The following is a 19,648-nucleotide window of genomic DNA, read 5'->3' on the forward strand; positions in this document are numbered from 1 at the left end:
GCTGCGCCGGGCTGAGGCAGGTCCCGCAAAGGCGCCCTGCGGCTTGCGCGTAGGGTAATCGCATATGGAAGCACGAAGCCCCCTCTCCGTCTCGGCGAAGCCGAGACGGAGAGGGGGAAATCGTAAAACGCGACGGCCTCCCCACAAGGGACCTTTTTTGGGGAGGGTCAGGGGTGGATACATCATAGAGCGAAAGCCTTAGCGGCGGGCCTTCTCCTCATGCGCCAGATACTGGTGGACGAAGGCGATCGCCATGCTGCCCTCGCCGACGGCCGAGGCAACCCGCTTGACCGGGCTCAGCCGCACGTCGCCGCAGGCAAAGATTCCGGGCGCGCTGGTTTCGAGCAGATAGGGGTCGCGCTCCCGCGACCAGCCGCCGGCCTTCTTCACATCGTCGCCGGTCAGCACGTAGCCGCGTTGATCGCGCACGACATCGGCCGGCAGCCATTCGGTCTCCGCATTGGCGCCGATGAAGACGAACAGCCCTCCGCATTCGTGCCGGCTCGCCTCGCTGGTTGTCTTGTCGAGAATATCGATCGCCGTCAGGTGGGTGTCGCCATGCACCGCCTGGACTTCCGCGCGCAGCCGAACCTTGACGTTCGATTTCGCCCGAAGCTGCTCGATCAGATAGTGCGACATGCTGTCGGCAAGCGACGGGCCGCGCACCAGCAGCGTCACGTTGCGCGCATGGCCGGAAAAATGCAGCGCCGCCTGGCCGGCCGAATTGCCGGCGCCGATCAGATAGACGTCCTGCCCGTGGGTGGCGTTGGCCTCGCTGCGCGCCGCGCCGTAATAGACGCCCTTGCCGATCAGCCGGTCGAACCCGTCTATGCCGAGCCGGCGCCACGTCACGCCGGTCGCCAGGATGAGGCTGCGCGCCCGCACCACATCGGTGCCGTCGAGATGGAGATCATGCGTGGCCGTATCGATGCCGGCGACCGCGCGGGTGACCAGGATCTCGGCGCCCAGCCGCCGCGCCTGCTGCAGCGCGCGGCTGGCCAGCTCATCGCCGGAAATGCCGCCGGGAAAACCGAGATAGTTCTCGATGCGCGACGAAGTGCCGGCCTGTCCGCCCGGCGCCTCGCGCTCGACGACGATGGTGCGCAGCCCCTCCGACGCGCCATACACCGCAGCCGCCAGGCCGGCCGGCCCGCCGCCGACGATGGCGACATCATATTCGGTGCCGCGCGGGCGCGTCTGCAGGCCGAGGCGAATGGCAAGCTCGCGCACCGCCGGATTTTCCATGATCTCGCCATCCGCCAGCCGGGCGACGGGCCCATCGAACGCCGGCCGGCCTGAAGCGGACCAGAACGCCTCGGCATCCGCCGTATCGGGCAGCAGCCAGTTGAACGAGATCTGGTTGCGGGCCAGGAACCGGCGCAGCTCCCCGCACGCCGTGTCCCAGCGATGGCCGACCAGTGTGACGCGCGGCTTCTGCGGCTCGGCGGTGATGCTCTGCAGCCCGCCCATCCGCTCGCGCGCCAGCGCGCTGACCTTCTGCGCCACGTCCTTCGAGACCGCGGCGAGAGAATAATATTGCTGGAGTTCGAGGCGCATGACGCGCGACGGCTCGGCGGCGCGGTAGCCGCCCGGAAAACCCGAGCCCAGCGCGATCGGCACCTCGCCGAAGATCGTTCCCGGCAACCGCCAGCCCAGCGTCCGCTCGATGCCGTCGAAAGTCTTCACGACTTCGATCTTGCCGGCCAGAACCGCAAACAGCGCGGCCTCGCCGCCCTCGTGCACCGCGAACTCGCCGGCGCTGAGATGCAGGTCCGCCGCCGTCCGCGCCAGCCGCTCCAGCTCGCCCGCCGGCAACCCCGAAAACAACGGGATCGCTCCCACTTCATCAACTGTCAGCATGGCACCCCTCGCGGCAGGCAGTTAGCGGATTTTTGGGGTGCGGATCAATGGGAAATGGGAAGGGTTTTGTTTTGGTGGATGGAGGTAGGCCCTGACATGGCCGCGCGGCGAAAGGCAGGCTCTGCCTGCGAGTCGCTGCTCGAACGCTGATGGATTGGCAGGCCTCTTGACCCGGGCCGGCGAGAAGGCTCGGCAGCCTCAGCCGCCTGTATGAGGATCGCTGCTGTTCAGGCTGCACATGCGAATCAACCAGTTTCCGCCGGCCTGTCGCTCGAAGACGGTAAGTGATGTGCCCTCACCCGCTGCCTCGCCTTCCGAATAGACGGCCAAGCTCCACGCCAGGTCGCCGGAGCCGCTGGCCTTTACGATGGTGAGCTGCTTGTCAGCGCCGCCGCCATCCTGGGTCCAGACGCGATGCAGCGCCTCAATCGCGGCGCGGCCACGAGCCGGCGGCGCATAGGGCGAATGCAATTCCGCATCCTCGGCAAACAATGCCGCGCAACCAGCGGCATCGCCAGTCCGATAGGCGGCGACGTAGATGTTCCAGAGACCCTGCAAGTCATCGCGGATCGACATGGCGGTTCCTTTGGGGCGTCTGGATGACCCCTGTGCAATCGAAGTTACTGGCGAGCGTGGCCAGTTGAGCGAGCAACATATGTTCTGCGCGGTATAAAGTGAATGTGCGTCCGCTAGAGCAGCCCGGAACCCGGCCGAGCCGTTCCGAACCTGAACGACCACGAAAGCATCAGGAAGATCATCCGCGATATGCTGGGGGTGTCGGTGGCGGGGTTGCTATGGCTGGCTAAGTTGTGGTGATGGCTAGAGGTAGAGCGGTAAGCGGGCCGCGAGGATCGGCGCTAGCAGGCAGGCTGGTACTCCTAGGAGGGCACGGTCGGCATGCAGGCACCATTGACTCTTTCGACAATGTGACCTCAAACCTTCGATCTGGAATGAAGGGAGAACGGTGCTGACCATGGTCGTCGCGCAGTTCCAAGAGGCGTAAGAGCGCGAATGCACGGACCGGAAATTCTCGTTCGAACGCTGTCGTCGAGCACACGCCGTGACAAGTCTGGCAATCTCTGGCAATACCATTCGCGTAGTGATCACCATTCCAAGGTCGCCTGCTGGGGCGTGATCTTCGATCTTCTTTCATCGACGCCTTTGTTGCGTAGGCATGTCGAGGCCGGCGTCGTATGTTTCGGCATCAATCATGAGATGCGGGACTTCGTGCACGATCGAACGAAGAACCTCGATCTCGTCCTCTGCACGCCGAGCGGTGTTGCCACGGGCGACACGCTGGCGAGCATCGCCGCTGGATACGATATCGCATTGACCGATGCCGAACGTGCGGTCCTCGATGGACTGCCGACACTCGGGAGGGCGCCGGTCGGATCGGTGGTCATGGCCCTCGAAGCCAAGGCATGCATGACGGCCCATCAGCGCGCCCTCCCCCGGTTATACGACGAATTGAATTCCTCGCACCTCACGGTTCACGGCTCGAGCGACCAAGCGATCGCGGTCGGTTTCACTATGGTGAATATCGCCGATCATTATCTCAGTCCCGATCTCAACAAGAAGAACCGAGTGACTGACCCAGACTGGAGCCAGCACAAACAGCCACGTGACGCCCAGCTCGCAATCGACAAGATCAAGCAACTACCACGTCGATCAAAGGCCGGCGATGTCGGCTATGACGCGCTATCCATCGTAGTCGTCGATATGCCCAACGACGGATCGTTGGTTAAACTGATCAAAAGCCCTCCGGCGCCGCAGCATGGCGACATCTACTACTACGACACGATGATAGCGCGCCTATCTGGGATTTACGCGACCCGCTTCAAGGATTTGGCCTAACTTCTCCCGGATGCACTCGATCTGACACTCCCAGACGACGACGACTTTGAAGCCTTCTCGTCGGAGCTCAACTATTGCATAGGCGTCCCGCTGCCGGTTGGCGCGAAACTTGGACGTCCAGAACTTAGTGTTCGATTTTGGCACCGTTGCCCTATGGCAGCCGGTGTGATGGTGCCAGAAGCAGCCATTGACGAAAACGGCCCAGTGTCGGGAACCGTTCGCGAAGTCCGGGCTTCCAGGCAGGCGTTTGACGTTCTTGCGATAGTGCAGGCCCAGCTCGCGAAGGACGGTCGCGACTTGGGTCTCGATCTTCGTGCCCTTCTGCCTGATCCCAGCCATCCGTGCCGAGGTCGTCAAATCAAGCGACGGTACCTTCATTCTGCAGCGACGGCGAGTTCCATATCGTTCACGCTCTCGGGCGTTTCCATTCTGCAAAGATGACCGCGTAAGCGATCCTGGAAGCCATCCGCGAAACGCAAGACTGCGCGCTCGGTCCGAGAGAGAAACCCGCGCGTTGCACGGGCCGACAAGGGCTTGCCGTCATGACGAAGGAATTCGGTCAGGGCGGATCGTGTCTTCCACTGCGGGTAGGCGTTGATGGTGACCGCATATCTACGCACGCCGTCGAAGCGGGCCGCCTTTGGCCAGCGGCCATTGCTCGGAAGATCGTTGTCCCGGCCAGCGTCGTACACCCCCGGCTTGGCCAGACGGCTTCCCAGCCATTTGGCGACCGGCACCGAGACCGCGTTCCCGACCAGCGACCAGCGCAGCGAAGCTCGACCGACACCTTCTGCAGCCTTCGTCCAATTTTCGGGAAATCCCTGGAACCTCTCGGCATCGCGAATGTCGGGCGTGATCACATCGCCCGAGGGCAATAAGATTGCCGGTGGAGAGGCGATGCCAATGGTCGAACCATTCTTGAGCGTCGGGATCGCGTCGGGTGCCCAACCGAGGCCACGGACACCCTCGGTCCAATAAAAACCATGAGCCCGAGCATCTAGATCTGTTGCAGCCAATCTGGGCTCGGCTTCATCGGCGAGAATCACCGAAGCGGGGTCGACGTCTGTCGTCGTCGCAACGAACAGCACCCGCTCACGACGCTGCGGCAGAAAGGCGAGGCTGTTCACGACCCGATAAGCCCACCTATAGCCCCGCTCTTCGAACGCATCGATGAGGATACGCATGGCGCGGCCCTTATCAAGCTGGAGCATAAACGACACGTTTTCTAGGACGACCCAAGGCACGCGCCTCCCGTCCAGCAAACGAAATACCTCGCCGACGAGACCCGACCGTGCGCCACCGATGCCCTTTGTCAGGCCAGCCTGACTGAGATCCTGACAGGGGAAACCGCCCACCAAGAGATCGGCCTCGCAGGGCAGTGCTTTCAAATTACAGATGTCTCGCTCGCAGGGTACCTGGGGCATCTTGGCCGCCAGAACTGCACGCGCAGGCTCCCAGATTTCGCATAGCAAGCTGGTTTCGTGTCCCGACGCCGCGAGCCCGCGCTCCAACCCTCCGATGCCCGCGAACAATCCCACAACCTTCACGCTTTACCCTCCGATGCTGTCCGCATTCGCCATCGTAGCGCCGAATCGGCAACCTGCAAAGTTCCTATTTTGTTCTTTACAATAAATCTAGCCTGAATGCGAAGAACATACCGACCGCCCGTTCTTTTTGCGGAACGACGAGAATTACGCCTCGGCGATCATGGCGATTGATATCTTGAGCCTAGGGATGCGGACGGGGAGCTTGGCTCCTTGCCGTGCTGGCGGATCGGTCGGAAACCACTTCAGCCATTCTTCGTTCATGCCTGCGAAGTCATCCTCGTCGGCGAGGATGACGGTGGCACTGACAGCCTTGTCGAGCGTCGTTCCGGCGGCTTTCAGAATTGCCGCGATATTGCGCAGGGCCTGCGCTGTCTGCTCTTGTATCGTCTCGCCCACAATCATGCCCGTTGCCGCGTCGTAGGCGGCGGTCCCGGAGACAAACACCAGCCCCGCACATTTTACCGCGTGACTGTAAGCGGGTGGGGCTTTGGGGAGATCATCACCAGATACAATGGTCCGTGGCATGGCGATGCTCCTCCTTCTGGTGATTGTCTGCTTGCGCCTGATGTCGACAACAATCAAGTCGACCGGAGGGCGAACACCCTTGGCCGAATTGGCGACAGGCTCGAAAGCGACGGGCTCCCGCCTCAGCTGCGCCGGTGCGCCACGGTCTCTGCTACTCCCCCACAACCTCCGCATACACCCTCACCGCCCCGTCCTGCCCGCGTATCCGCCAGCTCTCCCCATCCCGTCCCTCGACATGGCACGGCCCGATCGGCACCTTGCCGCCGCCGTCGGGCAGGTCCAGCACGTAGACGGGGTTGCAGATGCCGGACAGGCGCTGGCGCAGCGCGGCGACCAGCGCCTGGCCTTCGGCAATGGTGGTGCGCCGGTGCGCCATGCCGCGCGCGAGGTCGCCATGGTGCAGGTAATAGGGTTTGACGCCCAGCCGATACATCAGCTCGCGGCACAGCTCCTCCAGCGCCTCGACCGTGTCGTTGACGCCTTTGAGCAGAACGCTCTGGTTGAGCAGCACGAAGCCGCCTTGCCGCAAGGTGCGGCAGGCCTGCTCGGTGGCGTCAGTGATCTCGCGCGGATGGTTGAAATGGGTGACGACGCTGACCATCAGCCTGCCTTGCAGGGAGCGGACCAGTCCGGCCGTGATGCGCGAGGGCAGCGCCACCGGCACGCGCGTGTGGATGCGCAGCAGCCGCACATGCGCGATAGCCTCGATGCGGGTGCGGATTTCGGCCAGCGCCTTGTCCGGCAGGGAGAGCGGATCGCCGCCGGTCAGGATCACCTCGCGAATTTCGGGATGCGCTGCGATATAGGCGAAGGCCGGCTCCAGCGCGCCCTGCGAATAACCCCGGCCGATCGAGGTCAGCGTCTCCTTGCGGAAGCAGAACCGGCAATAGACCGCGCATTGATAGGTCGGGAACAAAAGCACCCGGTCGGCATGGCGATGCGTCAGGCGCGGCACCGGGCTGAATTCATCGTCGGCGATCGGATCGTCGAGCTCGCCCTCCGCTTCCACCAGCTCCCGCGGCGACGGGATGACCTGCGCCCGGATCGGATCGGCCGGGTCGTTCCAGTCGATCAGGTCGAGATAGGTTTTTGGGATACGCACCTTGTGGCGCGCCGCCGCGGCTTGCGCCGCCGCGCGCTCGGCTGGTGAGAGCGGCAGCGCAGCGAGATCGCGAACATGCCGCACGCCCTGGCGGACATCGTCCTGCCACTGACGGATATCGTTCTGCCAAGCGGCGTCACGTTCGTGGTCGACCGCGTCAGGGGTGTTGAGTTCAGAAGTCATCGAAAGCTCCTTTGGGCTGCTCGATACAACATCGGAGCCGGGCCTTGAAGGCAATAAGCGTTGCTGGATGACGGGAAGGCGCGCGCGCAGCGCTGAAGCTGCCGATCTCCCCCCTCGTGGGGGAGATGTCCGGCAGGACAGAGGGGGGCGCGAAGGAACGCCAACCTGGTTCCATCCGCGACCGGGCTGGAGCGCTGCGCATCTTCTGAACGCGCAAGGGACGCTCTGAACCAATGCGGCAGAATAACCCCGAGGAAGCATAGCGATAAATTGAGAGAGGTCAGAGGGACAGCGCCCCCCTCTGCCCTGCCGGGCATCTCCCCCACAAGGGGGGAGATTGGCAGCTTCAGCGCCGTCCCTGCTATCGCCTATCTCCCAAACGCCAGCAGTATGTGCGATCGCCTACTTCAACAGCTTACAGCATGTTATTTATGCTGATAAAACAGGTTGCAACATGTAGTCTTGGAAATTCGGCCGGACCAGAAACCGCTTCCGTCGCTTGCCGGATTACCTCCGACCTTGCACACCCCACGAACCCATAGGCGCTTGAACGCAATGGTATTAATCTGCCATTAGGGAAGAGCTCCAGGGGACTTGGCAAGACATGGATTTCAACGCGGGCCATGGCTACCTGCTCATCGGCGGCCTCATCCTGATTGGCGCCGGGCTGCTGGTCCTGTCCTTGATCGTCAATCTTTGGGTGGCGCACAGCGTGCGCGACGATGTGCGCCATCGTGAAAAGCTGCTGGAATATTATCGCAACATCTTTTCCCAGCTCGGCGTCATCCTGATCGGCATCGGCATTTCCCTGTTCATCTTCTTTTTCCAGCAGAACTATCAGGACCAGCGCAGACGTGAGACGGAGCTACAGCAGGTTCTGGCCAAACTGGCGGCGCGCATTGCCCGCGGCAGCGCCGTCGCCGGATCGCTTGGCGAATTCGACGAACTGCTGGATCAAGGCGGCCCCTATGTCGGCCCGGAACTCGGCGGCAACAACGCCGCGGTCGGCGCCCAAGGCGCCGCGCTCGCCAAACAGGTCTCCCAGATCCTGCTGGTCGAGCGCGATGTCGATGTTCAGGGCTTCGATATTCTCAATCTGTCGCGCGATTTCGAATCGTCGTTCGTCGTCAATGAGCTCAACCCGACGCTGTGGTTCAACCTCGTGCGCGACGAGAGCGACATCAAATACGCCACAACGCAGATCGCGCTGGACTACAAGGACCTGCAGGACGCGATCGGCGGCGAGCCGGTCGAGGTCGCGGTCACCAATCCCGAAAAGCAGCGCAGGATCAAGCAGGAGGCGCTCGACATCTTCTATGACGCCGACTTGCTGCGCTGGCGCAGCAGGCGGTTTCTCGCCCGCGCCTGCTGGCTGTTCAGCCAGAGGCGCGGCTTCGTCAAGCTGGCGCCGGTCGAGGCGATCGAAGCCGACGCCAGATCGCATCAGGAATGGATCGATCGGGCAAAACCCGTCCTGACGCAGATGACGTCAGGCAGCGGCGATTGCTTCAAATTGCTCCAGTTCGGCCCGGCATCCTGAACCGGCCGCCCAGAGCATTTTGCAGCCAAGTGGATCACTTGGCGTCGCACAAATGCGGCCAAGACAAACAGATAGAGCGGGATGCACCGTTCAATCCAATATGCACCCCGCTCTATCTGTGGTTAATCGCCGACGCGCGCGAGCGTGCCGAGATGGTTGCCGTCGAGAAATTCCACCGTCATGGCCGACGCCTTGCCGTCTGGGCCGAGAACGAAGCTCACGCCGGACGGCGCGTCCGGCGTCTCGGCGTCCGGATAGGTCAGGAACATGTCGCGGTCGAAATGCTCCAGCGAATAGGACCGTGCGCCGCCCGGCCCGACCTTGAGCACAAGGCCGTCTCCTTCACCCGACACAACCGCATCACCGATGAAGTCATTGAAATAACGGCCCGTATAGACGCTGGCCGGCCTGGCAGCGCTTGCGGGAGACGGCGGCGCGGCATAGGTGGCCTTGGCCGCCGCGACCGCCGGGCCGAACAGGCTCGCATAGGCATCGTCCCATGCCTTGACCCAGTCCTTCTCGACCTTTCCGTCGAAGACCATATCGGCGAAGCTCTCGGACAGCCCTTCCGGCACGCCCGTCGGAAAGGCGTTGGCGACAATCACGATGCCAAGCTTCTCCTCGGGAAAGAGCGTCACCAGCGTGCGGGCGCCGACGCTGAAGGCGCCGGCATGGCCCCAGCTCAGGCCGTGCCGGCCGAATTCGACATTCCAGCCAAGGCCGTAGAAGGACTCGCTGCCTGAGACCGGGTTCCTGCCCCGCGTCATCAAGGGCACATGCGTCTCAGCCAGCGCGTCGGCGGCTATCAGCGGCTTGCCGTCATAGAGGCCGTTGCCGAGCACCAGGCGCACCCATTGCGAGAGATCGCGTGCCGTGGAGCTGACACCGCCCGCCGGCGCCTGCGCATCCGCATCGCGCTTGATCTTCGCGGCCCAGACGCCATCGGCCTTGACGTGCAGTTCGGCGCGGTTGGCGTGCTTGAGGAAGTCCGCGTAACGCGAGCTGGTCGAGGCCATTCCCAGCGGACGGTAAAGCTTCTCCTCGGCGATTTCCTCCCAGGGCTTGCCTGTCGGCTTCGCCGCCGCCGTCGCGCCTTCGGTCAGGCCGAAATTGCTGTAGGAATAGCCGGCGCGAAAGCTCGACAATGGCGGCACGAAGCGAAGCCGGCGCAGGATCTCCGAGCGGTCGTAGCCAATGCTCTCGAGGTCGTCGCCGGCGGTGCCGGGAAGTCCGCTGCGGTGCGAGAACAGGTCGCGGACCGTCAGTTCGCTGGTCGGATAGGGACCGGCGAGCCGAAAGGCCGGATCAAGATCGGCGATCTTCGCGTCCCACGAAACGATGCCCTCGCTGACCAGCGCCGCCACGATCGTGGCCGAGACCGGCTTGGACAGCGAGGCTATCTGGAACACAGTGTCGGCGTCGACCGTCTCCGGCTTGCCGGCCTCGCGATGCCCGAACCCCTTGAGGAAGACCACCTTGTCGTCATGGACGACGCCGATGGCGAGACCAGGCACCCCGCCATCCGCGACGACGCCTTCGGCGAGCGCTTCGAGCTTCGAAAGCGCGGCGGCCATGCGATCGGGCGCGATGTCGTCGGCCGACGCCGCATAAGGCCAAAGCCCCACGACGGCGGTGAAGGCCCAAATCCGCCAAGGGCGGAGAGTCCGGTTCAGTCGCATGATCGAGCCCCTCGGATCGCCTGCATGCACACGGCCATGCCCGGGCCTGACGCAGGGGAACCTAGCCTGACAACCGGCTTGCGATCCGTCAATGGATGCCATGGCCAACGCGTTGTGGCCGATGCATCAACTCACCCCGAACACATGCGTCAGCATGGCCATGGTGACAGCCGCCTGGAGCGTAATCGAGGCCGTGCGCGGCCAGTTGTAGCGGATCAGCTCGTCGATCGTCTCGTCGTTCTTGCCGGTCTTTTCGAGGACGCCATGCCGCGGGATTTCGAGCAGAACCGTCACCAGCAGCCCGGCAATGCCGAGCGCGATGTTGGCGGCCGTCATCCACGCCGGCACCACCGGTCCGTAAAAGGCCAGCGCGATCGGCAGCAGGAAGCTGGCGAAGCCGGGCAGGATGATCGGCAGCGGGATGCGGCTCGAATAGAAGCGGTGGTAGCGCACATAGTCCGGCGCGCCGACCTTGGCGAAGAGCGGATAGACGACGATCTGGATGAGCCAGATCTGGCCCAGCCCCCAGAACGAGATCACCGCCCAGGTCAGGAGATAGAGTTCAGCTTGCATGGCAAAATTCCATTCGAAGAAATTGTCAGAGCGTGCGTTTGTATGCGGTGACCAGGATGTCCTCGCTGGCGGAATCGATATTGAGGATGTCCGAGGCCCACAAATCATATTGCGGGCAGCGCCCGAAGCTGAGCGCCCGATAGAGGGCGACGGCATGCTTCATGAACTCCGCGGTGTGCAGGCCGATGGTCCCATGACCCTCCCGGCGCGCGCGCTCGATGCAATATTCGATCAGGCTGCGGCCAAAGCCACGCCCGCGTGCTGACGGATGCACGGCGAGCGTGCGGATGCCTGCCCAGCCCGCCGGCAGTCCGAGCCCTTCGTCACCAGCCTTCGGATAGTAGACGACGCTGCCGACGACCTTGCCGGCGCTTTCAAGCACCATGATGTCGCCGCGGCCCTTGTGCTGGTCGAGATCGGCGGAGAGGGCGATATATCTAGAGAGCGCCCGGTCCGGGATCGCGCCCCGATAGGTCTCGAACGCTGTCGCGATGATGACCGAAAGGTCCGGAAGTTCCTTGCCGGTTGCCGGCCTGATGACGGTGGTGTTCTTCTCAAGCATGCGTAGGTCAAGCATGTCTAGGTTCCTCGTCTGTGTTTTCAGTTCTGGGTAAGCCTCGGCTTGATGAGCTCGAAGAGCCGCCAGGCGTTGATCGGCAGCAGCGTCAGCTCCATCAGGATGAGCGGCAGGCTGCCGATCAGCGTGCCATAGGCCAAGAAGGCCAGGCAGCTCATGAGCGCCGCAACGCGCAGCCAGAGCATTTCCTTCATCGAATAGGTGAGCACGGTGAACAGGCTTCCGAGGAAGCCGATCGCTTCGATCCACATGTCGCATCTCTTGTGTTGTTCGGGGTCGCACGCCGCCGGGCCAAGCGGTCCTGCATCGGACGTTGGCGCTCCTATCGGCGTTTGTTGTTCCTGAATCCAGTGACATGATTTCAGCGATATGCTGAACTAAATTGATCTATCCGCCATGGGCGCTCGGCCGAGCGGCGAACCCCAAGGCGTCGCCCTGGCCGGCCGCGACATTCAAGTCGCGGCCAGCGGCACAGGCTCGGACGCGTTCGTCCGTTAATGATCCATCGATCGGTTGGAGCGTTTCCGGGCCAGCGCGGTCCGTCTCAGCCTGGCTGGCCGAACGCCTCCGCCAGCACTTGCGGCGGCAGCTTTTGCGCCAGCGCGCCGGCGAGTTTGGTCTCGAGATCGCGCAGCAGCAGGAGCGCCTCGCCCTACCCCCGCAACCCTGGCGCTTCCTGCCCGGTGCGCTCGACATACTCCGTATAGCCGCCGCCATAGGTGTGGATGCCTTGGGGCGTCAGCTCCAGCACGCGGTTCGACAGCGCCGCCAGAAAATGCCGGTCGTGCGAGACGAACAGCATGGTGCCTTCGTACTGCGACAGCGCCGTGATCAGCATCTCCTTGGTGGCGATGTCGAGATGGTTGGTCGGCTCATCCAGCACCAGGAGGTTGGGCGGATCGAACAGCATCAGCGCCATCACCAGCCTGGCCTTCTCGCCGCCTGACAGCACCCGGCATTTCTTCTCGATCTCGTCGCCGGAAAAGCCGAAGCAGCCGGCGAGCGCCCGAAGCGGCGCCTGGCCTGCCTGCGGAAAGGCATCCTCCAGCGTCTGGAACACGGTGCGCTCGCCCTCCAGCACTTCCATGGCATGCTGGGCGAAATAGCCCATCTTGACGCTCGGGCCGCGCGCCACCGTGCCATTGTCGGGTTCGGAAGCGCCGGCCACCAGCTTCAACAGCGTCGACTTGCCGGCGCCGTTGACGCCCATGATGCACCAGCGCTCGCGCCGGCGCACCTGGAAGTCCAGCCCGGCATAGATGGTGCGGCTGCCATAGCCCTTGTGCACATTCTTCAGCGTCACCACGTCCTCGCCGCAACGCGGCGCCGGCTGGAACTCGAAATTCACGATCTGGCGGCGCTTCGGCGGCTCGACGCGGTCGATCTTGTCCAGCTTCTTCACCCGGCTCTGCACCTGGGCGGCATGCGAGGCCCGCGCCTTGAAACGCTCGATGAAGGCGATCTCCTTGGCCAGCATCGCCTGCTGGCGCTCGAACTGTGCCTGCAGCTGCTTGTCGGCGATCGCCCGCTGCTGCTGGTAGAACTCGTAGTTGCCGGAATAGGCAGTCAGCGAACCGGCGTCGATCTCCACCACCTTGTTGACGATGCGGTTCATGAACTCGCGGTCGTGCGAGGTCATCAGCAGCGCGCCCTCATAGCCTTTCAGGAACTGCTCCAGCCAGATCAGACTTTCGAGATCGAGATGGTTGCTCGGCTCGTCGAGCAGCATGACGTCGGGCCGCATCAACAGGATGCGCGCCAGTGCCACCCGCATCTTCCAGCCGCCGGAGAGTTTTCCCACGTCTCCGTCCATCATCTCCTGCGAAAAACCGAGGCCGTCGAGCACTTCGCGGGCACGGCCGTCCAGAGCATAGCCGTCGAGCTCCTCGAAGCGGTGCTGCGCCTCGCCATATCTGGCGATGATGTCGTCCATCTCATCGGCCTGGTCGGGGTCGCCCATGGCGTGCTCGAGCTCACGCATCTCGGCCGCCACCGCGCTCACCGGCCCGGCGCCGTTCATCACTTCGGCCACCGCGCTCAGGCCCGCCATGTCGCCGACATCCTGGCTGAAATAACCGATGGTGACGCCGCGATCGACCGACACCTGGCCCTCGTCGGGCTGCTCCTGCCCATTGATCATGCGAAACAGCGTCGTCTTGCCGGCGCCGTTGGGGCCGACCAGCCCGACCTTCTCGCCCTTCTGCAAGGCGGCGGTGGCCTCGATGAAGACGATCTGCCTGCCGTTCTGCTTGCTGATGCTTTCCAGTCGAATCATGCTTTTCCAGGAATGTTGAGGGATTTTCCCGGAGCCCATACGCGATCGGCCGCGCCAGAGGAAGCGCGCGGATCATGAGCGTCTGCGCCAAATCGCCCGAACCTGAAAGGTCAGCCGCCAGTCAGCGCCTTCGTCGTCACCAGATTGACGCCGGCATCGGCGAAGGCGGCATTGTGCCGGGCGATGATCCGCGGCGCGGTCTCGCTGGCGCTGTCCATTGTGCTATGAGCATCGGAAACCACGGTAACGCCCAAGCCCACCGCGAAGGCGCCCTTGACCGTCGCGGCCACGCAAAAATCGCTCTGCGCGCCGATGAGAACGACCTCGCCGGCGCCCTGCCCGGCCACCCATTCGCCAAGTGCCGCATTGCTGAAGGCGTCGCCCACGCTCTTGGCAAAGGTCGGCTCGTCGCCGGCCTGGCCAAGCGCCGGCCACACCGGCCAACCCGGCTCGCCCGGCGCCAGCGGATCGCCCGCCGGCCCGTCATGCCTGACGAACGCAACCTTGCGCCCGCCGCGCCGTGCCCAGTCGATCAACGCGCGGGCCCGCGCGGCAATGCCTGGCGCATCATGGATCGGCGGCTCGGCGACGCCGTCGAACATGCCGGTCTGCAGGTCGATGACGATGAGCGGCGCGGTGGCTGCAGGGCTGGTCTCTGACATGGTCGCGAACATAGCGTGGGTGGAAAGCGGGTCAAGGATACGCGGCGCCGTCGACGCTGCCGATCTCCCTCCTTGTGGGGGAGATGTCCGGCAGGACAGAGGGGGGCGTGAAGGATCGCCGACCTATCGGTTCGCTTGTGACTAACGGAACAATCTGCGCAAGAGCAAAATCTTTGCCGCGGGACAGCGCCCCCCTCTGCCCTGCCGGGCATCTCCCCCACGAGGAGGGAGATTGCGCGCTCAGTCGGCAGCAACACCTCATTCAATCCCACCCGTCACGGCATAGGCTCCAGCGGCGCGCCCGTCATCCAGCCGCACGACAGCCGTGAGGATCGAGCCGTATGACCCGCGCCAGACACTGTGGATTCTCCGATGCTCGGCGGCTGGAACAAGCGCCCGACCGCTGAAACGCGCGCCGGTTCGCCGCAGGTCGATGGTCTCGCCATTGACATGGACTTTGACGCTCGCGACTCTGGCCTCAGCCGGATCGCCGTGCAGGTCGAGCGTGATGGCAGGCTTTCGGCGGTCACGGCCGTCAATGGCGCTTCCGGCCCAATCGGCCCCGCAGGCTGATCTCGGGCGGCCAGAACCGGATCATCGCTTTCCTGGGCAACAGGCATGTGGCGTCCGCCCGCCCATGGTTGACATTAGGCGGAAGCCAGACATTATCCGGTCGGGATATTTTGGAGAGTTTGAGCATGAAAAAGATTTATGAGAAGCCGACACTTGTCAAAAAGGGCAGGCTCTCGGCGGTCACGGCCGACAACAGCGCTTCGGGTCCCGTCAACGGCGCCGGAGCCTGATCTGGCCCCGCCAGGATCATCCGGCATTTTGGAGGGTTCGGCATGAGAAAAAGCTATGAGAAGCCGACGCTTGTCAAGAAGGACAGGCTTTCGGCGATCACCGCCAATGGCTCGCTTTCAAGCCCCATAGACGGCTGATCAGAGGATCAGGATCAGATCGTCCAGCACGAGCTGCCAGTGATGCTTCGTCGAGAGGCGAACGCGCGTTACTGATTTGAGCATCGGCGCATAATGCACCGGCGTGAGCGCCGACAGCACGATTTCGTCGCCGGCAATTTGTTGTTTGCCAAGCCAGCTTTCGATCACCGCCGTCTCTCCTTCGGACATCAACCATGCCGCGGTCAGCATCGCCGAGTGAAACCCGAAAGGGCGTTCGCGGCCGAATTCGGCCGGATGGCCGCTGCTGGTGTAGGCGATATGGGCTCCCGATATATTGCCGTTGACGTAGCCCTCGCTGTCCTTGACGTGGTCGCGCGACATGGCGTTGAGATTGCGCCAGTCGAGCCCTGAATGGCCAGAGGCTACCTTGCGCAGGCCGAGCGTGGTCACGTCGTCGAAGCCGATCGTGTGCAGCGCCGCATCGGGCGCGATGGAGCCGGGTGAGAGCAGGCCGAGATCGGTGGGGTAGGATGACAATACAAGGCGCCGGTCGAGCCCGCCACCGGATATCACCACTTCGTCGGCCCGATCCGCGAGATCGAAGCGGAAGGGAACGCCTGGCGCCAGCATCCGGCTTTCGAGAATCTGGCCACTGCCCGTCACCGACAGTGTAGTCTCAATCCCCGCCGACATTCTGCCTGTCAACCTGCGCCCGGGCACGAGACCGACCGGCTTCGGCAGGCTCTCGCCAACCAGGCCGACCAGCGATGCCGGCGCATCCGAAAGCCGCAACGACTGGTCCTGATTGGCGCTGCTGGCGCGCCAGCCCGGCGGGACCGAGACCGAAAACCGGTAGGTGCCGGGCGAGCGGATCGCGGCCCGGCGCCGGGTCGCCGACATCTTGAAGTTGGCGAAGCCGCCACCGTTGCTTCGCGCCGCCGCCATGAAGGCGCCCTGCCCGTCGAACAGCCGCACCACGATGCCGGCCATCGGCCGGTCGGCGAGCCCATATTTTCCGTCGCCATCGACATCCATGTAGACGAAGGACGAGTAGTTGAGCGTCGTGGTGGTACTCGGTCGCCAATCGGCGCGCACTGCATAGTCGTTCGCCGGATTGGCCCAGCGCCGCGCCTTTCGCCGAAGACGGGCTTGCCGCATCAGCCAGTAAAGAAACGCCAAGGCGGCGGCGAGGACGACCGCGGACGCGATCGTGATTTCGACCAGGCCGAAATCACCCATGGCGGCCAGACCCCGACAGCAATGCAGTGAATTCATTCGAGGGCGAGATGTCGATCATTGGAAACCTTTGGCTGGCGCTTTGCCGCAGCCTAGCTTGCGCGCTGGCCGCTGGACAGATGGCGCTGGATGAAGGCGCCGACACGGCGTGGTCGATGTTGCCCATCCTCCTCGGCTTGCTCGGGAGATCTCTGGGGCAATCCTTGCCAATTGGCAAACATGTGCTATATATTTGCCAGAAAGTGAGGTGCGTTATGCAGCTTCAGCCTATTGTCGTCACGCCTGCCGCGGTTGGCGCAACTGCCATTACCGAGGAGGAGGCCGGCGCCCTGGCGCGCACCACGGTCAATTTGTTCAAGGCCTGGTCTCTCACCGATGGCGAGGCCTGCATCCTTCTTGGCGGCATGTCGCCCCGCACCTGGGCACGCTGGAAGGAAGGGCTCATCGGCAGGATCGACCGCGATCTCAGGATGAGGATGGCGCACCTGATGGGCATCCACAAAGGCCTGCGCTATTTGTTCAGCGAGCCGTCGCGCGGCTATGCCTGGATCCGCAAGCCCAACGCCGCCTTGGGCGGCCAATCGGCGCTTGATCTCATGCTGCGCGGGGAAATGTCCGATCTTTCGGCAATGCGTGAATGGATCGATGCGGAACGCGGTGCATGGTGAGTGGACTTGCGATTCGTCGCCACGTTCTCTGGCAGCAGACCTTTCGCATCATCCGCTCCATCTACCCGCCGATCGATCTCTTCGAGGACATCGCCGATCCGCGCGACTGGGAGGCGCTTGCCGCGGTCGAGGAAAAGACCAATCCGCGCATCCGGCTTGAGATCGGCGACCTCGGCAAGGTTCCTGCCGCCAGACGGGTTTCCGGCCCGGGCGCCAGCCTGGTGATGGCGCCCTTCGTGCATTGCTCGACCCTGCGGCCGGGCCGCTTCTCGGACGGCAGCTACGGGATCTACTATGCCGGCGACAGCGAAGACGTCGCGCTGGCCGAAACCATCCATCACCACCAGAAATTCATGCTCGCGACGAAGGAGGAGCCGGGCTGGACCGCCGACTTCCGCGTGGTGATCGGCAGCGTCGACCGCGACCTCGACGATGTCGACGCGGTGCCCGGCGTGCTGGACCCGGACGACTACAGCGCCTCGCAAACGGAAGGACGCGGCCTGCGGGCGGCTGGAAGCGACGGTCTTAGCTGGGCCAGCGTGCGCCTGACTGGCGGACGCTGCATCGGCATCTTCTGGCCGGACGTCATCACCATCCCCATCCAGGGCCGCCACTACAGCTACCACTGGAACGGCGCCGGCGTGGATTTCGTGCGCCAGCTCGATACGGGGCGGGTGCTGGCGGTGAGTTAGTGAATGGTGAATGGTGAATGGTAGGTAGTGAGTAGTGAGTAGTGACATCCAGTGCCGCAACGACCACAGCCTATTCACTATTCACTATTCACTATTCACTATTCACTATTCACTATTCACTATTCACTATTCACTATTCACTATTCACTATTCACTATTCACCTCTTCAACTCCACCCACACCGGCGCATGGTCGCTGGCGCCGTCCTGTCCGCGCACGTCGCGGTCGATGCCGGCAGCAGTGAGGCGGCGCGCCAGCTTCTTCGACAGCAATATGTGATCCAGCCGCATGCCGGCGTCGCGTGGCCAGCGATTGCGGCGGTAATCCCAGAATGTGTAGAGCGTTTCCTTCGGGTATTTCTTGCGCAGCGCATCAAGCCAGCCCTGGTTGAGCAGACGCTGGAACGAAGCCCGGCTTTCCGGCTGCACCAGCGCGTTGTCATCGTAGGAGCGGGTCGGGTAGATGTCGCGCGGCTCGGGCACGATGTTATAGTCGCCGACCAGTGCCACCGGCAGGCCGGTGTCGAACAGCTCCGCGGCATGCGCTTCCAGCCTGTCGTGCCAGGCCAGCTTGTACTGGAATTTCGGTCCAGGCTGCGGATTGCCGTTCGGCGCATAGAGGCAGGCGATGACAATGCCGTTGACCGCAGCTTCGATGTAACGGCTTTGCTTGTCGGTGTCGTCGCCGGGCAGCGCATCGCGGGTCAGAATGGGTTCCGAACCGCGCGCGAGAATGGCGACGCCGTTCCAGGTCGGCTCGCCCTTCCACACCGCGCCATAGCCGGCATCCGCGAGTGCCGTACGCGGAAACTGCATGTCCCTCGCCTTGAGCTCCTGCAGGCAGACGACATCAGGTTTGGCCACAGTCAGCCACGCCAGCAGGTTTTGCAGCCTCACGTTGATGTTATTGATGTTGAAGGTGGCGATCTTCATCAGGCGCTTCAGCCGACGATCCTTCCCGTCCACGCCTTCACCGCCTCAGTGAGCGACTTCAGGTGATCGGCGGTGGAGAAGCCCGAAATGCTCTTGCGCGGCTTGAGGTCGTGGTCGCCGTCCTCCAGCCAGAGGATCTCGATGCTCTCCGAAAGATCGTAGGTCGCGACCTCGTCCGGCGTCCCGAACTCGTCGCGTGTGCCCTGGCAGATCAACGTTGGCGTCTTCAGCCCTGCCAGATGCTTGGTGCGCAACTGCGTCGGCTTGGCCGGCGGGTGGAAGGGATAGCCCAGACAGAGCAAGCCTGAGATTTCGCCCTTGGAAAACATCTCGTCGGCGATCATCGAGGCGACACGCCCGCCCATCGACTTGCCGCCGATGACGAGCGGTCCCGTCACGCCCTTCGCCCTGAGATCGGCGATCGCCTTGACATATTCCGGGTTCACCGTTTCGGCGCGCGGCGGCGGCTTGCGGTGACCGTAGCGGCGAGCGGCCATGTAGTGGAATTCGAAGCGCGCGACGCGAAAGCCTGCGTCAGCAAGTGCCTTCGCCGTCGCGGCCATCGAAGCCGAGTCCATCGGCGCGCCGGCGCCGTGGGCGAGCAGGATGGTGATGGCGGCGGTGTGGGGGCCGTCGAAGAGGAAGGTCGTCATGAGGCGCCCCACTTATGGAGGCTGCGTTCCGTCCCACCCCCCTCTGGCCTGCCGGCCATCTCCCCCGCAAGGGGGGAGATCGGCAGCTTCTGCGCGCCGCCCGGCTTCCAACATTGGCGATTGGCGAAAGCGATGGCGGCATCCGATCTCCCCCTTGCGGGGGAGATGGCCGGCAGGCCAGAGGGGGG

22 protein-coding genes are annotated in these 19,648 nt (G+C 63.6%); 7 read left to right on the forward strand and 15 right to left on the reverse strand.

Translation table 11 applies throughout. From position 1 onward, the window contains the following. Positions 1–198: 198 nt before the first annotated feature. Positions 199–1,860 (reverse strand): FAD-dependent oxidoreductase, encoded by a 1,662-nt coding sequence (locus MESS4_RS24125; RefSeq protein WP_036241991.1) that lies wholly within the window; start codon positions 1,858–1,860, stop codon positions 199–201. Between the two features lie 198 nt (positions 1,861–2,058). Continuing rightward, positions 2,059–2,436 carry a nuclear transport factor 2 family protein gene (locus MESS4_RS24130; protein ID WP_006336688.1) on the reverse strand — a complete coding sequence of 126 codons (378 nt, stop codon included), beginning with the start codon at positions 2,434–2,436 and terminating at the stop codon, positions 2,059–2,061. 435 nt (positions 2,437–2,871) lie between these two features. On the opposite strand from MESS4_RS24130, the gene MESS4_RS24135 reads away from it, so the two are divergent. Next, complete coding sequence (locus MESS4_RS24135; RefSeq protein WP_006336689.1) at positions 2,872–3,714, forward strand: hypothetical protein; 843 nt, start codon at positions 2,872–2,874, stop codon at positions 3,712–3,714. Here MESS4_RS24135 and MESS4_RS24140 read toward each other — a convergent pair. The 4 genes from MESS4_RS24140 to MESS4_RS24155 all read right to left on the reverse strand — a co-directional run bounded on the left by MESS4_RS24140 (position 3,673) and on the right by MESS4_RS24155 (position 7,071). Further along, a complete protein-coding gene (locus MESS4_RS24140; protein ID WP_036241992.1) occupies positions 3,673–4,092 on the reverse strand; it encodes a very short patch repair endonuclease in 420 nt (139 codons plus the stop codon). The two genes, MESS4_RS24135 and MESS4_RS24140, sit on opposite strands and share 42 nt — an antisense overlap. Next, positions 4,089–5,261 (reverse strand): DNA (cytosine-5-)-methyltransferase, encoded by a 1,173-nt coding sequence (gene dcm, locus MESS4_RS24145; protein WP_006336692.1) that lies wholly within the window; start codon positions 5,259–5,261, stop codon positions 4,089–4,091. Before dcm ends, MESS4_RS24140 begins: the two co-directional genes overlap by 4 nt. Before the next feature lie 144 nt (positions 5,262–5,405). Next, the gene (locus MESS4_RS24150) at positions 5,406–5,786 is read right to left on the reverse strand and encodes a RidA family protein (protein WP_036242001.1); all 381 of its coding nucleotides are present in this window, start codon (positions 5,784–5,786) and stop codon (positions 5,406–5,408) included. 151 nt (positions 5,787–5,937) lie between these two features. Then, the gene (locus MESS4_RS24155) at positions 5,938–7,071 is read right to left on the reverse strand and encodes a KamA family radical SAM protein (protein ID WP_006336694.1); all 1,134 of its coding nucleotides are present in this window, start codon (positions 7,069–7,071) and stop codon (positions 5,938–5,940) included. 604 nt (positions 7,072–7,675) lie between these two features. On the opposite strand from MESS4_RS24155, the gene MESS4_RS24160 reads away from it, so the two are divergent. After that, entirely contained in the window at positions 7,676–8,611 is a 936-nt protein-coding gene (locus tag MESS4_RS24160) for a hypothetical protein (RefSeq protein WP_006336696.1), read from the forward strand. Between the two features lie 122 nt (positions 8,612–8,733). Here the strand turns inward: MESS4_RS24160 and MESS4_RS24165 are convergent, their stop codons facing one another. The 6 genes from MESS4_RS24165 to MESS4_RS24190 form a co-directional block, all read right to left on the reverse strand. Beyond that, the gene (locus MESS4_RS24165; protein ID WP_006336697.1) at positions 8,734–10,290 is read right to left on the reverse strand and encodes a serine hydrolase; all 1,557 of its coding nucleotides are present in this window, start codon (positions 10,288–10,290) and stop codon (positions 8,734–8,736) included. 126 nt (positions 10,291–10,416) lie between these two features. Beyond that, positions 10,417–10,863: a hypothetical protein gene (locus tag MESS4_RS24170; protein WP_006336698.1), complete on the reverse strand. Its 447-nt coding sequence runs from the start codon at positions 10,861–10,863 to the stop codon at positions 10,417–10,419. A 25-nt stretch (positions 10,864–10,888) separates the two neighbouring features. Continuing rightward, a complete protein-coding gene (locus tag MESS4_RS24175; RefSeq protein ID WP_006336699.1) occupies positions 10,889–11,440 on the reverse strand; it encodes a GNAT family N-acetyltransferase in 552 nt (183 codons plus the stop codon). A 23-nt stretch (positions 11,441–11,463) separates the two neighbouring features. Continuing rightward, complete coding sequence (locus MESS4_RS24180) at positions 11,464–11,691, reverse strand: YgjV family protein (RefSeq protein ID WP_006336700.1); 228 nt, start codon at positions 11,689–11,691, stop codon at positions 11,464–11,466. Between the two features lie 401 nt (positions 11,692–12,092). After that, positions 12,093–13,715, reverse strand: coding sequence for an ABC-F family ATP-binding cassette domain-containing protein (locus MESS4_RS24185; protein WP_006336701.1), 1,623 nt, complete (start codon positions 13,713–13,715; stop codon positions 12,093–12,095). Positions 13,716–13,825: 110 nt separating this feature from the next. Continuing rightward, complete coding sequence (locus MESS4_RS24190; RefSeq protein ID WP_036242002.1) at positions 13,826–14,377, reverse strand: isochorismatase family protein; 552 nt, start codon at positions 14,375–14,377, stop codon at positions 13,826–13,828. Between the two features lie 372 nt (positions 14,378–14,749). Between MESS4_RS24190 and MESS4_RS33710 the strand changes: the two genes are divergently transcribed. The 3 genes from MESS4_RS33710 to MESS4_RS32620 all read left to right on the forward strand — a co-directional run bounded on the left by MESS4_RS33710 (position 14,750) and on the right by MESS4_RS32620 (position 15,318). After that, positions 14,750–14,950: a hypothetical protein gene (locus MESS4_RS33710; protein WP_006336703.1), complete on the forward strand. Its 201-nt coding sequence runs from the start codon at positions 14,750–14,752 to the stop codon at positions 14,948–14,950. Positions 14,951–15,075: 125 nt separating this feature from the next. Next, on the forward strand, positions 15,076–15,180 hold the full coding sequence (locus MESS4_RS32615; protein WP_006336705.1) for a lasso RiPP family leader peptide-containing protein: 105 nt from the start codon (positions 15,076–15,078) through the stop codon (positions 15,178–15,180). Positions 15,181–15,222: 42 nt separating this feature from the next. Further along, positions 15,223–15,318 carry a hypothetical protein gene (locus MESS4_RS32620; RefSeq protein WP_081609839.1) on the forward strand — a complete coding sequence of 32 codons (96 nt, stop codon included), beginning with the start codon at positions 15,223–15,225 and terminating at the stop codon, positions 15,316–15,318. Here the strand turns inward: MESS4_RS32620 and MESS4_RS24200 are convergent, their stop codons facing one another. Further along, positions 15,319–16,518, reverse strand: coding sequence for a hypothetical protein (locus MESS4_RS24200; protein ID WP_006336707.1), 1,200 nt, complete (start codon positions 16,516–16,518; stop codon positions 15,319–15,321). A gap of 251 nt (positions 16,519–16,769) precedes the next feature. On the opposite strand from MESS4_RS24200, the gene MESS4_RS24205 reads away from it, so the two are divergent. Both MESS4_RS24205 and MESS4_RS24210 read left to right on the forward strand, forming a co-directional pair. Continuing rightward, on the forward strand, positions 16,770–17,183 hold the full coding sequence (locus MESS4_RS24205) for an MbcA/ParS/Xre antitoxin family protein (protein ID WP_006336708.1): 414 nt from the start codon (positions 16,770–16,772) through the stop codon (positions 17,181–17,183). Then, positions 17,177–17,875, forward strand: coding sequence for an RES family NAD+ phosphorylase (locus MESS4_RS24210; protein ID WP_036241993.1), 699 nt, complete (start codon positions 17,177–17,179; stop codon positions 17,873–17,875). The genes MESS4_RS24205 and MESS4_RS24210 overlap by 7 nt, the downstream gene beginning before the upstream one ends. Before the next feature lie 158 nt (positions 17,876–18,033). On the opposite strand, the gene MESS4_RS24215 is transcribed toward MESS4_RS24210, so the two are convergent. Beyond that, positions 18,034–18,807, reverse strand: a complete 774-nt coding sequence (locus MESS4_RS24215) for an exodeoxyribonuclease III (protein ID WP_006336711.1) — start codon at positions 18,805–18,807, stop codon at positions 18,034–18,036. An 8-nt stretch (positions 18,808–18,815) separates the two neighbouring features. Beyond that, positions 18,816–19,460, reverse strand: coding sequence for an alpha/beta family hydrolase (locus MESS4_RS24220; RefSeq protein WP_006336713.1), 645 nt, complete (start codon positions 19,458–19,460; stop codon positions 18,816–18,818). Positions 19,461–19,648: the final 188 nt, after the last annotated feature.

It is taken from the genome of Mesorhizobium sp. STM 4661 (assembly GCF_000359125.1).
Classification (GTDB): domain Bacteria; phylum Pseudomonadota; class Alphaproteobacteria; order Rhizobiales; family Rhizobiaceae; genus Mesorhizobium.

What these genes read in the sequence shown, in the direction of transcription:
- MESS4_RS24220 (WP_006336713.1), bottom strand. Translation starts at nt 19,460, where the DNA reads ATGACGACCTTCCTCTTCGACGGCCCCCACACCGCCGCCATCACCATC.
- MESS4_RS24170 (WP_006336698.1), bottom strand. Translation starts at nt 10,863, where the DNA reads ATGCAAGCTGAACTCTATCTCCTGACCTGGGCGGTGATCTCGTTCTGG.
- MESS4_RS24190 (WP_036242002.1), bottom strand. Translation starts at nt 14,377, where the DNA reads ATGTCAGAGACCAGCCCTGCAGCCACCGCGCCGCTCATCGTCATCGAC.
- MESS4_RS24175 (WP_006336699.1), bottom strand. Translation starts at nt 11,440, where the DNA reads ATGCTTGACCTACGCATGCTTGAGAAGAACACCACCGTCATCAGGCCG.
- MESS4_RS24130 (WP_006336688.1), bottom strand. Translation starts at nt 2,436, where the DNA reads ATGTCGATCCGCGATGACTTGCAGGGTCTCTGGAACATCTACGTCGCC.
- MESS4_RS33710 (WP_006336703.1), top strand. Translation starts at nt 14,750, where the DNA reads ATGCTCGGCGGCTGGAACAAGCGCCCGACCGCTGAAACGCGCGCCGGT.
- MESS4_RS24125 (WP_036241991.1), bottom strand. Translation starts at nt 1,860, where the DNA reads ATGCTGACAGTTGATGAAGTGGGAGCGATCCCGTTGTTTTCGGGGTTG.
- MESS4_RS24185 (WP_006336701.1), bottom strand. Translation starts at nt 13,715, where the DNA reads ATGATTCGACTGGAAAGCATCAGCAAGCAGAACGGCAGGCAGATCGTC.
- MESS4_RS24150 (WP_036242001.1), bottom strand. Translation starts at nt 5,786, where the DNA reads ATGCCACGGACCATTGTATCTGGTGATGATCTCCCCAAAGCCCCACCC.
- MESS4_RS24165 (WP_006336697.1), bottom strand. Translation starts at nt 10,290, where the DNA reads ATGCGACTGAACCGGACTCTCCGCCCTTGGCGGATTTGGGCCTTCACC.
- MESS4_RS24135 (WP_006336689.1), top strand. Translation starts at nt 2,872, where the DNA reads ATGCACGGACCGGAAATTCTCGTTCGAACGCTGTCGTCGAGCACACGC.
- MESS4_RS24160 (WP_006336696.1), top strand. Translation starts at nt 7,676, where the DNA reads ATGGATTTCAACGCGGGCCATGGCTACCTGCTCATCGGCGGCCTCATC.
- MESS4_RS32620 (WP_081609839.1), top strand. Translation starts at nt 15,223, where the DNA reads ATGAGAAAAAGCTATGAGAAGCCGACGCTTGTCAAGAAGGACAGGCTT.
- MESS4_RS24180 (WP_006336700.1), bottom strand. Translation starts at nt 11,691, where the DNA reads ATGTGGATCGAAGCGATCGGCTTCCTCGGAAGCCTGTTCACCGTGCTC.
- MESS4_RS24200 (WP_006336707.1), bottom strand. Translation starts at nt 16,518, where the DNA reads ATGGGTGATTTCGGCCTGGTCGAAATCACGATCGCGTCCGCGGTCGTC.
- MESS4_RS32615 (WP_006336705.1), top strand. Translation starts at nt 15,076, where the DNA reads ATGAAAAAGATTTATGAGAAGCCGACACTTGTCAAAAAGGGCAGGCTC.
- MESS4_RS24210 (WP_036241993.1), top strand. Translation starts at nt 17,177, where the DNA reads ATGGTGAGTGGACTTGCGATTCGTCGCCACGTTCTCTGGCAGCAGACC.
- MESS4_RS24215 (WP_006336711.1), bottom strand. Translation starts at nt 18,807, where the DNA reads ATGAAGATCGCCACCTTCAACATCAATAACATCAACGTGAGGCTGCAA.
- MESS4_RS24140 (WP_036241992.1), bottom strand. Translation starts at nt 4,092, where the DNA reads ATGAAGGTACCGTCGCTTGATTTGACGACCTCGGCACGGATGGCTGGG.
- MESS4_RS24155 (WP_006336694.1), bottom strand. Translation starts at nt 7,071, where the DNA reads ATGACTTCTGAACTCAACACCCCTGACGCGGTCGACCACGAACGTGAC.
- MESS4_RS24205 (WP_006336708.1), top strand. Translation starts at nt 16,770, where the DNA reads ATGCAGCTTCAGCCTATTGTCGTCACGCCTGCCGCGGTTGGCGCAACT.